Source organism: Pseudomonas sp. GW822-FHT02G04, from assembly GCF_058802085.1.
This window is the reverse complement of record NZ_JBXANU010000012.1, coordinates 158,885-172,638: the sequence shown is the minus strand read 5'-3', so window position 1 is coordinate 172,638 and position 13,754 is coordinate 158,885. Positions and strand designations below refer to the sequence as shown.

Sequence of the window (13,754 nt, the reverse complement as noted above, 5' to 3'; positions counted from 1 at the left end):
TGCCTCAAGGGACGCTCCGCGTCCAGTGACGCGGAGCGTCACGGGCTGCATTCCCACGCAGAGCGTGGGAACGATCAAGCGCCAACCCTCCCTCCGCAACATTTCTGTGCAATCCCCACAAACCAATTTCCCGCATCGCCCGATTTTGGTGCTGTACTGCCTCAAGCAATCCGTGAAAGCGCCAACGCCGCTGGCTGGCATAAGTCTTGCGCGCTTTCCTATAAGTTTAAGGCTCGCAGGAGGCACGCCGTGTCGATTCATGTCGCATTGCATCACGTCACGCATTACCGCTACGACCGCGCCGTCGAGCTCGGTCCGCAGATCGTTCGCCTGCGCCCGGCTGCCCACAGCCGCACGCGGATATTGTCCTATGCGCTGAAAGTCTCGCCCGAGCAGCATTTCATCAACTGGCAGCAAGACCCTCAGGGTAATTACCTGGCGCGGTTGGTGTTCCCGGAGAAAACCGATGAGCTGCGGATCGAAGTCGACCTGCTGGCCGAGATGGCGGTCTTCAATCCCTTCGACTTCTTCCTCGAGCCCTACGCCGAGAAGATCCCTTTCGCCTATGCAGCGGATGAGCGCAAAGAGCTGGCGCCGTACCTGGAAACCTTGCCCCTGACGCCGACATTCAAGGCCTATCTGGACGGCATCGACCGCACGCCGCTGCCCAGCGTGGATTTCCTCGTCGCACTCAACCAGCGCCTGAGCGAAGACATCGGTTACCTGATTCGTATGGAGCCGGGCGTACAGACCCCGGAATACACCCTCGAGCATGCCTCCGGCTCCTGCCGCGACTCGGCGTGGTTGCTGGTGCAATTGCTGCGCAACCTCGGCCTGGCGGCACGATTCGTCTCCGGTTACCTGATTCAGCTGACCGCCGACGTCAAAAGCCTCGACGGTCCCTCGGGCACCGAAGTGGATTTCACTGACCTGCATGCCTGGTGCGAGGTCTATTTGCCCGGTGCCGGCTGGATCGGCCTGGACGCGACCTCAGGACTGTTTGCCGGTGAAGGACACATTCCGTTGGCGTGCAGTCCCGACCCATCCTCTGCGGCACCGATCAGTGGTTTGGTGGAACCGTGCGAGTGCGAATTCACCCACGAAATGTCGGTCGAGCGGATTTGGGAAGCGCCAAGGGTTACCAAACCCTACACCGAAGACCAATGGCTGGCGATTCAGGCGTTGGGCCGGCAGATCGATGCCGATTTGCTCGAAGGCGACGTGCGCCTGACCATGGGCGGCGAGCCGACGTTCGTTTCCATCGATGACCCGGATGGCGCCGAGTGGAACACCGCCGCGCTCGGGCCAGACAAACGGCGCCTCTCCGCCGAACTGTTCCAGCGCATGCGCAAGCATTACGCACCCAAGGGCCTGGTGCATTTCGGTCAGGGCAAGTGGTACCCCGGCGAGCAACTGCCGCGCTGGTCGCTGAACTGCTACTGGCGCCGCGATGGCGTGCCGATCTGGCACAACAGCGCGCTGATCGCTGATGAGCAGGAAGATTACGGCGCCGATGGCGAACTGGCCGGGCGTTTCCTGGCGAGTGTCGCCGAACGCTTGAAAATTCCGACACGCTTCGTGTTCCCGGCCTACGAAGACAATTTCTATTACCTCTGGCGCGAAGGCGCCTTACCGCAGAACGTCAGCGCTGAAGACTCACGTCTGGAAGAACCTTTGGAGCGTGCGCGCCTGCGCAAAGTCTTCAGCCAAGGCCTGGACAAGGTCATCGGGCAGGTCCTGCCGCTGGCGCGCACCGCCAAGGGCGATCAATGGCAGAGCGGTCGCTGGTATCTGCGCGAGGAACACTGCCGGCTGGTGCCGGGGGATTCGCCACTGGGTTATCGCTTGCCGCTCGGCTCGCAGCCTTGGGTGAAAGCCGCGGAATACCCGTTCATTCACCCCACGGACCCGAATCAGGATTTCCCGGCGCTGCCGGATACCGACCAGCTACAGAATCACGCTCAACCGAAAACGGCCGACGAGCGTGTGCCCGAGATCGACCAGTCCGCCGACTGGCTGACCCGCACCGCGTTCTGCGCCGAAGCGCGCGAAGGTCGGTTGTACCTGTTCATGCCACCACTGGAGCGGGTCGAGGACTATCTGGAGCTGGTCGCCGCCATCGAAGCCACTGCCGAGGAGCTGCATTGCCCGGTACTGCTGGAAGGCTATGAACCGCCGAGCGATCCGCGCCTGAGCAACTTCCGCATTACCCCGGATCCGGGTGTGATCGAGGTCAACGTCCAGCCGTCCGCCACCTGGGACGAGTTGGTGGAACGCACCGAGTTTCTTTATGAAGAGGCGCGCCAGACCCGGCTGACCACCGAGAAATTCATGATCGACGGCCGGCACACCGGCACCGGCGGCGGTAACCATTTCGTCCTGGGTGGCGCGACCCCGGCTGACTCACCGTTTCTGCGCCGTCCCGATCTGCTGCGCAGCCTGATCAGCTACTGGCATAACCACCCATCCCTGTCCTACCTGTTTTCCGGGCTGTTCATCGGCCCGACATCCCAGGCACCGCGGGTGGACGAAGCGCGCAACGATTCGTTGTATGAACTGGAAATCGCCTTCGCCCAGATGCCGAAGCCGGGCGAAGAATGCCCGCCCTGGCTGGTGGATCGCTTGTTGCGCAATTTGCTGATCGACGTGACCGGCAACACCCACCGCGCCGAGTTCTGCATCGACAAACTCTATTCACCGGACGGCGCCACCGGACGCCTCGGCCTGCTGGAACTGCGAGCCTTTGAAATGCCGCCCCATGCGCGCATGAGCCTGGCTCAGCAGTTGTTGTTGCGGGCGCTGGTGGCGCGCTTCTGGCGCGAGCCTTATGCGCCGCCGAAGCTGGCGCGTTGGGGCACCGAACTGCACGACCGGTTCCTGCTACCGCACTTTATCGAGCAGGATTTCGCCGATGTCATCGTCGACCTGAATGCCGCCGGCTATCCGGTGCGGGCCGAGTGGTTCGCGGCGCATCTGGAGTTCCGTTTTCCCAAGGTCGGTGACTACGCCGTCAGCGGCATCGAACTGGAATTGCGTCAGGCGCTGGAGCCCTGGCATGTGTTGGGCGAGGAGGGCAGTGCGGGCGGTACCGTGCGTTATGTGGATTCATCCCTGGAACGCTTGCAGGTCAAGCTTACGGGGCTGCCGCCGCAACGTTATCTGCTGACCTGCAACGGCATTCCGGTGCCGTTGCAACCCACCGGTCGGGTCGGCGAGTTCGTCGCCGGTGTACGTTTCCGGGCCTGGCAACCGTACAACTGTCTGCAACCGACTATCCCGGTCCACGCACCGCTGGTGTTCGACTTGCTCGACACCTGGATGGGGCGCTCGCTGGGCGGTTGTCAGTACCACGTCGCCCATCCGGGCGGGCGCAACTACGACAGCCTGCCGGTGAACGCCAATGAGGCCGAGAGCCGGAGGATGGCGCGTTTCTTCCGCGTCGGACACTCGCCAGGGAAACTTCCGATACCGAATCTGGAAATCAACGACGAGCTGCCGATGACGCTCGATTTACGACGTTTTTAAACCGTACGCGACGCTCGGATTTTTCGTCTATCCGGGCGTCATGAGCCTGCGTTAGTCTGACCGTTCTTTGCTGTCTGCCGAGCTTTCCATGCCTGACCTGCTTGACCGCTACCCGTTGACCGCGGGCACCTATCACGAACTGCTCGACAACAGCGGCGCCGTGCGCCCGCACTGGCGGCGGCTGTTCGATCAATTGCAACGCAGCACGCCAGCGCAACTGGTGCAGCGTCAGGCGCTGCTGACCCGACAGATTCAGGAAAACGGCGTGACCTACAATGTCTACGCCGACCCCAAGGGCGCCGATCGGCCGTGGGAGCTGGATTTGTTGCCTCATGTGATTGCAGCCGATGAGTGGCAGCAGTTATCGGCCGGGATCGCTCAACGGGCGCGTTTGCTCAATGCTGTGCTGGCAGACCTGTACGGTCCTCAACGTTTGATCGCCGAAGGCCTGCTGCCGGCTGAACTGGTGTTCGGTCATAACAACTTCCTCTGGCCTTGCCAGGGCATTGCACCGCCCGACGGGGCTTTTCTGCATCTGTATGCCGTGGACTTGGCGCGCACGCCTGACGGTCGCTGGTGGGTGACCGCCGACCGCACCCAAGCGCCATCCGGTGCCGGTTACGCTCTGGAAAACCGCACCATCGTGTCCCGAGCCTTCCCCGAGTTGTACCGCGACTTGAAGGTGCGGCATCTGTCCGGGTTCTTCCGCACACTTCAGGAAACGCTCGCCCGGCAGGCGCCGAGCGATGATGAAGCGCCACTGGTGGTCCTGCTGACACCGGGGCGTTTCAACGAAAGCTATTTCGAGCACTTGTACCTGGCTCGTCAGCTCGGTTATCCACTGGTGGAAGGCGGCGATCTGACTGTCCGCGATGCCACGGTGTACCTGAAAACCTTGAGCGGATTGCGCCGGGTTCACGCGATCATGCGTCGGCTCGACGATGATTTCTGCGACCCGCTGGAGCTGCGCACCGACTCGGCCCTTGGCGTGCCGGGGCTGCTCGAAGCGGTGCGTCAGGGCCGGGTGCTGGTGGCCAACGCCCTCGGCAGCGGTGTGCTGGAGTCGCCGGGTTTGCTGGGCTTCCTGCCGAGAATCAATCAATTCCTGTTCGGCGAAGAATTGATCCTGCCGTCCATCGCAACCTGGTGGTGCGGCGAAGCGCCGGTGCTGGCCCAGGCCCTGGAAAAACTGCCGGAACTGTTGATCAAACCGGCGTTTCCGTCGCAGAGCTTTGCACCGGTGTTTGGGCGTGATTTGAGTGAAAAACAGCGCCAGGCTCTGGCCGAGCGCATGCAGGCACGGCCTTATGCCTATGTTGCGCAAGAATTGGCGCAACTGTCCCAGGCGCCGATCTGGCAGGCCGAAGGCGGACAGTTGCAACCGCGAGCCATTGGCATGCGGGTGTATGCGGTGGCCAGTCGGGAGGGTTATCGAGTGCTGTCCGGTGGCTTGACCCGGGTTGCCGCCGAGGCCGATGCCGAAGCGGTGTCGATGCAGCGCGGCGGTGCGAGCAAGGACACCTGGGTATTGGGCGATCACCCGCCCAGCGGCGAACAGTGGAAAGCCCAGCGCAACATTGGCGTTCACGATCTGGTGCGCCGTGATCCGTATCTGCCGTCGCGGGTGGTCGAGAATCTGTTCTGGTTCGGCCGTTACTGCGAGCGCTGTGATGACAGCGCGCGGCTGCTGCGGATCATGCTGGCGCGCTATGTCGATGGCGATGACCCGCAAGCCCTGGAAGCGGCGGTCGATCTCGGTGAACGGCTGAATCTGTTGCCGGAGGAGGGCGAGTTGCCGGAGCGATTGCTGGCGGCGCTGCTCGGCGATGATTGGCCGTTCAGCCTGCGCTCCAATCTGCAGCGTTTGCAGTGGGCGGCTTCGCAAGTACGCGGCAAGCTCTCGAGAGAGAACTGGCAAGCGCTGGTGGAGTTACAGCGCGAGGCTATGGGGCTGGAAACCGAAGAGCCGGATTTCGGCGAGTTGCTGGACTTCCTCAACCGGTTGGTGATGTCGCTGGCGGCGCTGTCCGGTTTTGCCCTCGACGACATGACCCGGGACGAAGGCTGGCGTTTCCTGATGATCGGTCGGCGGATCGAGCGGCTGCAATTTCTCAGCGGCAGTCTGGCGGCGTTTTTGCGCGGCGCCGGGGCTTTCGATCAGGCCGGGCTGGAATGGCTGCTGGAACTGGGTAACAGCAGCATCACCTACCGCTCGCGATACCTGGCGGTAGCGCAATTGATCCCGGTGCTCGACCTGTTGCTGCTCGATGAACAAAACCCGCACGCGGTGCTGTTCCAGTTGAAACTGGTGACCCGTACGTTGAAGCGCTTGAACGACGACTTCGGCGCGCCGCGCGAAACAGGTCTGCTGCAGTTGGTGGAGCGGCTGGCGCACTTCGATCTGGGCTGTCTGGAGAACTCGCTGTTCGGCGAAGCCAGTGTTCACGCCGTCGTAGAGGGGCTGGCGGATCTGCTGCAAGAGATCGCCGATGCCAGCGGACAGGTGTCGGATCGCCTGGCCTTGCGCCATTTCGCCCATGTCGATGATGTCAGCCAGCGCACGGTGTCCGTCTGATGAGTGCCCATTACCAGATTTTCCACGACACCCATTATCACTACGACAGCCCGGTATCCCTGGCCCAGCAACTGGCGCACCTGTGGCCGCGCGCCTGTGCCTGGCAGCGCTGTACCGAACAGCAGTTGCAGATCAGTCCCCAGCCGACTTCACGCCGGGATGAGCTGGATGTGTTCGGCAATCCGCTGACCCGGTTGGCGTTCGAGCGCCCCCACGATGAGTTGCTGGTCAACGCTCGGCTCACCGTCGAAGTGCTGGAACGGCCGTCACTGGACTTCAATCAATCACCGGCCTGGGAAGCGACCTGCAACGCGCTGACCTACAGCAGTCAGCCACTCTCGCCTGCGTTGCTGGAAGCCTGCCGTTATCGGTTCGAATCGCCCTACGTGCATTTGAAGCGCAGTTTCGTCGAGTTCTCCGAAAGTTGCTTTCCTGCTGGCCGGCCATTGCTGCTGGGTGTTCAAGCGTTGATGGAGAAGATCTTCAGCGAGTTCACCTTCGACGCCGAAGCGACCCAAGTGGCGACGCCGCTGGTGGAGGTGCTGGAGAGGCGTCGTGGGGTTTGCCAGGACTTTGCGCATTTGATGCTTGCTTGCCTGCGCTCCCGTGGGTTGGCGGCGCGGTACATCAGCGGCTATCTGCTGACACAGCCCCCACCGGGCCAGCCACGACTGATCGGTGCCGATGCGTCGCATGCTTGGGTATCGGTGTTTTGCCCGGTGCTGGGCTGGGTGGATTTTGACCCGACCAACAATGTGCAACCGTCGCTGGAGCACATCACCCTGGCCTGGGGCCGGGATTTTTCCGATGTGTCGCCGTTGCGTGGGGTGATTCTGGGCGGCGGCAGCCACGACCCGGAGGTTCGGGTGACGGTGATGCCATTGGAGTAATGCAGACCCCATGTGGGAATGTATTTTTTTGGAGGAAGGTTTCAAATTGGCCTGTGAGGGTCAGCAACATCGTTGCTGACCCTGGACACAGATCCGGTGGGCCTGATCAGATCATCGGGCCCGGAGGGTCTCAGGCGTCGGGCGCCTGATCTTTCGGTGCTTCAACATCATCTTCTGCCGCCACTTCACCTTCTGCATCCGGGTTCAGTGCTGCTGCTTCTTCTTCAGCTGTAGCTTTCTTGCGCTGAAGCTTTTCCTCTTTCTTCTGCTCCTTGGCCAAGTCTCTCTGACGTTTGGCGAAGGAATAATTAGGTTTAGCCATGGGCGATCCTCTGGGGTCGAAGGTGAGGTTGAGCGGCGCATATTCTGCCCTGTATCGGCACCGAGCCGTTAGCTGGGTTTTTGCTCGGTCCATTTTGGCGGTACCGAGGGTTGCCAGGCGTCCAGTGCATCGAGCAGGGTTTGCGGTGATTCGCTCATTTGCAGCATGTCACGGTGCTGCCCGCGAACGAAGCCTTCGCCGACGATATGATCGAGAAAAGACGTCAACTTGCTGTAGAAACCGTTCACTTCCAGCAAACCCAGCGGTTTGCCGTGATAACCGAGCTGGCCCCAGGTCCAGACTTCGAACAGCTCCTCCAGCGTGCCCAGGCCGCCGGGCAGGGCGATGAAGGCATCGCTGAGCTCGGCCATTCGCGCCTTGCGCGCATGCATGCCGTCGACCACTTCCAGGCGGGTCAGGCCGCTGTGGCCGATTTCCTTGTCTTTGAGGCTCTGCGGAATGATCCCGATCACTTCGCCACCGGCCGCGAGTGCGGCATCGGCCACAATCCCCATCAGCCCGACAGCGCCGCCGCCATAGACTAGGGTCAGCTTGCGCTCGGCCAATGCACGCCCCAAGGCGACAGCCGCTTCACGATAAGCCGGATTGGTGCCGGTGCTGGCACCGCAAAATACACAAACGGACGTTAAAGACATGCCTTGCTCCATGGTCAATCAGGACCACAGAGTAAAGGCAGGCTCGCATCGTTCCAAGGGTTAAACCGCGCGTTCAGGTGTTTCGTAAGTGCCACTGGCGCCACAGGCGTAGGCGGCCAACAAACTGCTCAACAAGCTGCTGAAAGACATGACAGACGCTCCAGGTGAGTAATGATGGCCCTGATGATAGGGCCGTCCCAGACGTCTGGCTGGTAGATTGTTTCGATGAGTGTCATAGCCCGAAAGTTGTATACAATTTTTGATTCAGGTCATAGGAACTTGCGAAGATTTCAGGCAGTCTTCTGTCCATTCGCACTTTTGTTAACCCTGCCTTGGAGATTCACCATGTTTGCCAAACTTGTTGCGGTATCCCTGCTGACACTGGCCAGCAGCCAATTGATGGCTGCCGAGTGCAAGACGACCATCGACTCCACCGATCAAATGTCCTTCAACACCAAGACCATTGAAATCGACAAAAGCTGCAAGACCTTCACCGTTGAACTGACCCACTCCGGCAGCCTGCCGAAAAACGTCATGGGCCATAACCTGGTGATCAGCAAAGAGGCTGACATGCAGCCGATCGCCACCGACGGCCTGTCGGCTGGCATCGACAAGGATTACCTGAAAGAAGGTGATACCCGCGTCATCGCTCACACCAAAGTCATCGGCGCTGGCGAAAAGGATTCTGTGACGTTCGATGTGTCGAAGCTCAATGCAGCCGAAAAATACGGCTTCTTCTGCTCGTTCCCGGGCCACATCTCGATGATGAAAGGCACGGTTACCCTGAAGTAATCGATTCAAACGCATAAAAAAAGCGTCCACCCGGGACGCTTTTTTTGTGCTCATTTCTACAGGGGGCAGAATCAAGGCGCGAACGGCATCACACGCTTGTGATGAGTCTTCTTGTACGTATCACAAATGATCTTGAACGCTTCCTCGCGCACCGGTTCGCCGTGCAGGAAGGCGTCGATCTCGGCGTAGGTCACGCCGTGGGACGCTTCGTCCGGTTTGCCCGGTGACAGGTCTTCGAGGTCGGCGGTCGGGATTTTTTCCACCAGCGACTCTGGCGCGCCGAAGCTGCGGGCAATTGCCCGGACCTGATTTTTCACCAGGCCGCTCAGCGGTGCGAGGTCGCAGGCACCGTCACCGAACTTGGTGAAGAAACCCATCACGGCTTCTGCCGCGTGGTCGGTGCCGATCACCAGGCCATGAGCCGCGCCAGCGATGGTGTATTGCGCGACCATGCGCATCCGCGCCTTGGTATTGCCCAATACGAAATCCACCGAGACTGCCTCCTTGCCTTCGAAGGCTGCCACTTCACTGGCCAGGGATTTGACTGCCGGGCCGATGTTCACCGTGTGGCGCTCGTCCGGGGCAATGAAGTCCACCGAGGCCTGGGCGTCGTGTTCATCGAACTGCGTCTGGTACGGCAGGCGCACGGCGATGAACTTGTAGCGGTTATCACCGGTGCGTTCACGCAGTTCACGTACGGCGCGTTGGGCCAGCAGGCCGGCGGTCAGGGAGTCGACGCCGCCGCTGATACCGAGCACCAGGGCCTTGAGCCCGGAATTGACCAGGCAATCCTGAATGAAGGTGATTCGCCGGGCGACTTCAGCCTCAAGGGCGAGTTGATCCACAAACGGCGGTTGGACCTTGAGCTGTTCAGCAATCTCACGCTGTACGGCTTGCATGAATTCACTCCTTGCTTGATGTACTGGAAAGGGTGGCAGGTACTTGGAAAACGTGTCGCAAATAGGCGACGAAATTCGGGTCTTTGCAGTGAGTCTTGCCAGGCTCATCAGAAATCTTGGCCACCGGTTGGCCGTTGCATGCAGTCATTTTAAGCACGATGCTCATCGGTTCGACACCCGGAATGTCACAGGTCAGGTTAGTGCCGATACCGAAACTGACATTGATCCGACCGCGCAATGCCCGAAAAATCTCCAGGGACTTGGGCAACGTCAGGCTGTCGGAAAACACCAGGGTCTTGCTCATCGGGTCGATGCCCAGCTTGTGGTAGTGGGCGATGGCCTTTTCCGCCCAGAGCACCGGGTCACCGGAATCGTGACGCAAGCCGTCGAAGAGTTTGGCAAAGAACAGGTCGAAATCGCCGAGAAACGCATCGGAAGTGATGCAGTCGGTCAGGGCGATCCCCAGCAGGCCACGGTACTCGCGGACCCAGCAGTCGAGGGCGGCGATCTGGCTGTCGATCAGCCGCGGACCGAGTTGCTGGTGGGCCATGATCCATTCGTGGGCCATGGTGCCCAGCGGCTTCATGTCCAGCTCGCGGGACAGGTGCACGTTGCTGGTGCCGACAAAGCGACCGGGGAAGTCATGCTTGAGCACGTTCACCACTTCTTCCTGCACACGGTACGAGAAGCGCCGGCGAGTGCCGAAATCGGCTACCTGCAACTCGGACAATTCATCGCTGCTGGCGTTGGCGGTCAGCCAGTCGAACTTGCGATAGAGCTGCTCGCGGGCCTGTTCCAGGACGATTTCCCGGTAGCGATAGCGGTTTCGCACTTCGCTGACCATGGCCAGCAGCGGCACTTCGAACAGAATCACGTGCAGCCATGGCCCGCGCAGGCGGATGAACAACTCGCCGTTTTCAATGCCGGTGTGGATATAACGCAAATTGAAACGGAACAGCCCGAGAAAACGCAGGAAATCCGGTTTCAGGAAGCTGATGCGCTCCAGGAAGCTCAACTGATCGGCGCTCAGGCTCAACTCGGCCAGGCGTTCGATCTGGAAACGGATCTCCGCCAGGTACGGGCGCAGATCCTCGCTGTTACGGCAACGAAACTCCCATTCGACTTCTACGTTAGGGTAGTTGTGCAGCACCGCCTGCATCATCGTCAGTTTGTAGAAGTCGGTGTCGAGCAGGTTCTGCACGATACGATCGGCAAACACACTCTCGCTCATAACGGGGTCTCCAGGCTGGCCGCGGCCCGTGGCAACGGCGTTGCAGCTGTTTCAATGAATGGGGCTAGTGGCGCATATCAGCGGTGAGGATTGCCAGCAATTTTTTGTGGCGAGGGGGCTTGCCCCCGTTCGGCTGCGCAGCAGTCGTAAATTCGGCATGCAAGATTTGCTGGAAGGGCCGCGATTACAAGTTTTGGGGCCGCTACGCGACCCAACGGGGGCAAGCCCCCTCGCCACAGAGGTCGTGTGATATTTCAACTTTGCGGTGCATCCGGATTATTTACCCGCTCCAGCATCCACTTCACAAAATCCCGCACCTTGGGCACTTCCGCCGAATGCTCCGGATACGCCAGGTAATAGGCGTCGGTGCTGGGCATTGCATGCTGCCAGGGAATGACCAGTTTGCCGTCGGCCAATTCCTCTTCCACCAGAAACTTCGGTAGCAGCGCCACACCACAGCCAACCTGGGCGGCGCGGATGCACATATAGAACGTTTCGAAACGCGGGCCGTGGTAGCTGTGTTCAGTGTGGTAGCCCTGGCTGTCGAACCAGTCGTGCCAGGCCTGGGGCCGGGAAGCGTTTTGCAGCAGGACCAGGTCGGTGAGTTGGGTCGGATCGGTGAACGGTGTGTCCGGCAGACTGCCCGGGGCACACACAGGAACAAGCTCTTCGCCAAACAGCTTCAGGCATTCGGTGCCGGGCCGTGAGCCCTGGCCGAAGTAGAACGCCAGGTCGCTGCGACCTTGCAGCAGATCGTCGGCTTCCTGTTCGCTGCACAGGTCCAGATGGATTGACGGATGACGCAGACGCCAGCCTTTCAAGCGTGGCACCAGCCAGCGCGCGCCGAAGGTCGGAGGCGTAGAGACGCGCAAGACTTCGGTGTCACCGCCGTAGGAGCGCAGGTAATGGGTCGACATTTCGACTTGGGTGAGGATTTTTCGCACCTCCACCAAATACAAATCGCCGGCGGGGGTCATTTGCAGGCGTCGGCGCACCCGGCGGAACAGCAGGTGCTGCAACAACTCTTCGAGTTGCGCGACCTGTTTGCTCACGGCGCTCTGGGTCAGGTTCAGCTCTTCGGCGGCGCGGGTGAAGCTCAAATGCCGGGTCACGGCCTCGAAACACTGCAGCGCAGTGATCGACGGCAAATAGCGTTTATTCAGCATCGGTTCTCCTTGTTCTTGTCGCTCCGCCGGCACTTTACGTTGCGGCAGATTCACAGCATGAATAAACGGAATGATATCTCGCTTAATCGTCGTTTGTTGGAGAACCTCGGGAGCGCTAAAACTACAGGTCAGATCAGTCGAATTAATCCGGCTGCACGTTTTCTGTTTCTGCTCGAGGAGTGACCCATGGTTGCCGCATTGCTTGATCGTCTTGGTGTGAACCCGGCCCTGTACCAGAACGGCAAAGTGCCGGTGCATTCGCCCATCGACGGTAGTCGGATTGCCGCCGTGAACTGGGAAGGCGCCGCTGAAGTCGAGCAGCACATCAGTCGCGCAGATCATGCGTTCGAGTTGTGGCGCAAGGTGCCGGCGCCGCGCCGTGGCGAACTGGTGCGTCAATTGGGCGACATCCTGCGCGAATACAAGGCCGATCTCGGTGAGCTGGTTTCCTGGGAAGCCGGCAAGATCACTCAGGAAGGCCTGGGTGAAGTTCAGGAAATGATCGACATCTGCGACTTCGCGGTCGGTCTGTCCCGTCAGCTGTACGGTTTGACCATCGCCTCCGAGCGTCCTGGCCACCACATGCGCGAAACCTGGCACCCGCTGGGCATCGTTGGCGTGATCAGCGCGTTCAACTTCCCGGTCGCCGTCTGGGCCTGGAACGCGACGCTGGCGCTGGTCTGCGGCAACCCGGTGATCTGGAAACCTTCGGAGAAAACCCCGCTGACCGCACTGGCCTGTCAGGCGCTGTTCGACCGCGTCCTGAAGAACTTCAGCGATGCTCCGCCGCACCTGAGCCAAGTGATCATCGGCGGTCGCGATGCCGGTGAAGCCTTGGTCGATGACCCGCGTGTCGCGCTGGTAAGCGCCACCGGCAGCACCCGCATGGGCCGCGAAGTGGCGCCGAAAATCGCTGCACGTTTCGCCCGCAGCATTCTGGAACTGGGCGGTAACAACGCGATGATCCTCGGCCCAAGCGCCGATCTGGACATGGCCGTAAGGGCGATTCTGTTCAGCGCCGTCGGCACAGCCGGTCAGCGTTGCACCACCTTGCGTCGCCTGATTGCCCACGAATCGGTGAAAGAAGAAATCGTCACCCGCCTGAAAGCCGCTTACTCCAAGGTGCGCATCGGCCATCCGCTGGAAGGCAACCTGGTCGGGCCGCTGATCGACAAGCACAGCTTCGACAACATGCAGGACGCGCTGGAGCAGGCCTTGAGCGAAGGCGGTCGGGTGTTTGGCGGCCAGCGTCAACTGGAAGACAAATTCCCCAACGCTTACTACGTTTCGCCAGCCATCGTCGAAATGCCGGAACAGAGCGATGTGGTGCGCGACGAAACCTTCGCGCCGATTCTGTACGTGATCGGTTACACCGATTTCGAAGAGGCATTGCGCCTGAACAACGCCGTGCCACAAGGCCTGTCGTCGTGCATCTTCACCACCGACGTGCGTGAAGCCGAGCGGTTCATGTCGGCGGTGGGCAGCGATTGCGGCATCGCCAACGTCAACATCGGCCCGAGCGGCGCGGAAATCGGCGGCGCGTTTGGCGGCGAGAAGGAAACGGGCGGCGGTCGTGAGTCGGGCTCCGATGCATGGCGCGGGTACATGCGCCGTCAGACCAATACCGTGAACTATTCGCTGGAATTGCCGTTGGCTCAGGGGATTACGTTCGACTAAATCTTGAGTCAAGCAGTGATC

10 protein-coding genes are annotated in these 13,754 nt (G+C 60.6%); 5 read left to right on the top strand and 5 right to left on the bottom strand.

Annotated features, from left to right (window positions below):
• The first annotated feature begins 249 nt into the window (after nucleotides 1-249).
• The 3 genes from AC1RO5_RS17140 (at nucleotide 250) to AC1RO5_RS17130 (ending at nucleotide 6,990) form a co-directional block, all read left to right on the top strand.
• On the top strand, nucleotides 250-3,525 hold the full coding sequence (locus tag AC1RO5_RS17140; protein WP_493176427.1) for a transglutaminase family protein: 3,276 nt from the start codon (nucleotides 250-252) through the stop codon (nucleotides 3,523-3,525).
• Nucleotides 3,526-3,613: 88 nt separating this feature from the next.
• A complete protein-coding gene (locus AC1RO5_RS17135) occupies nucleotides 3,614-6,100 on the top strand; it encodes a circularly permuted type 2 ATP-grasp protein (RefSeq protein WP_493176422.1) in 2,487 nt (828 codons plus the stop codon).
• Entirely contained in the window at nucleotides 6,100-6,990 is an 891-nt protein-coding gene (locus tag AC1RO5_RS17130; RefSeq protein WP_493176421.1) for a transglutaminase family protein, read from the top strand. Before AC1RO5_RS17135 ends, AC1RO5_RS17130 begins: the two co-directional genes overlap by 1 nt.
• 130 nt (nucleotides 6,991-7,120) lie before the next feature.
• Here AC1RO5_RS17130 and AC1RO5_RS17125 read toward each other — a convergent pair whose 3' ends face one another.
• Nucleotides 7,121-7,312 carry a hypothetical protein gene (locus tag AC1RO5_RS17125; protein ID WP_018928487.1) on the bottom strand — a complete coding sequence of 64 codons (192 nt, stop codon included), beginning with the start codon at nucleotides 7,310-7,312 and terminating at the stop codon, nucleotides 7,121-7,123.
• 68 nt (nucleotides 7,313-7,380) lie between these two features.
• The gene (locus AC1RO5_RS17120) at nucleotides 7,381-7,968 is read right to left on the bottom strand and encodes a cytokinin riboside 5'-monophosphate phosphoribohydrolase (protein WP_018928486.1); all 588 of its coding nucleotides are present in this window, start codon (nucleotides 7,966-7,968) and stop codon (nucleotides 7,381-7,383) included.
• A 345-nt stretch (nucleotides 7,969-8,313) separates the two neighbouring features.
• On the opposite strand from AC1RO5_RS17120, the gene azu reads away from it, so the two are divergent.
• Nucleotides 8,314-8,760, top strand: coding sequence for an azurin (gene azu, locus AC1RO5_RS17115; protein WP_493176418.1), 447 nt, complete (start codon nucleotides 8,314-8,316; stop codon nucleotides 8,758-8,760).
• Nucleotides 8,761-8,831: 71 nt separating this feature from the next.
• Here the strand turns inward: azu and nadE are convergent, their stop codons facing one another.
• From nadE to AC1RO5_RS17100, 3 genes are all read right to left on the bottom strand, one after another.
• Nucleotides 8,832-9,659 (bottom strand): NAD(+) synthase, encoded by an 828-nt coding sequence (nadE, locus tag AC1RO5_RS17110; RefSeq protein ID WP_349747178.1) that lies wholly within the window; start codon nucleotides 9,657-9,659, stop codon nucleotides 8,832-8,834.
• A 4-nt stretch (nucleotides 9,660-9,663) separates the two neighbouring features.
• Complete coding sequence (gene pncB, locus AC1RO5_RS17105) at nucleotides 9,664-10,890, bottom strand: nicotinate phosphoribosyltransferase (RefSeq protein ID WP_019582217.1); 1,227 nt, start codon at nucleotides 10,888-10,890, stop codon at nucleotides 9,664-9,666.
• Nucleotides 10,891-11,144: 254 nt separating this feature from the next.
• Nucleotides 11,145-12,056 carry a LysR family transcriptional regulator gene (locus AC1RO5_RS17100; RefSeq protein WP_493176416.1) on the bottom strand — a complete coding sequence of 304 codons (912 nt, stop codon included), beginning with the start codon at nucleotides 12,054-12,056 and terminating at the stop codon, nucleotides 11,145-11,147.
• A 186-nt stretch (nucleotides 12,057-12,242) separates the two neighbouring features.
• Between AC1RO5_RS17100 and amaB the strand changes: the two genes are divergently transcribed.
• Nucleotides 12,243-13,733, top strand: coding sequence for an L-piperidine-6-carboxylate dehydrogenase (amaB, locus tag AC1RO5_RS17095; RefSeq protein WP_019650675.1), 1,491 nt, complete (start codon nucleotides 12,243-12,245; stop codon nucleotides 13,731-13,733).
• The last annotated feature ends 21 nt before the right edge of the window (nucleotides 13,734-13,754 follow it).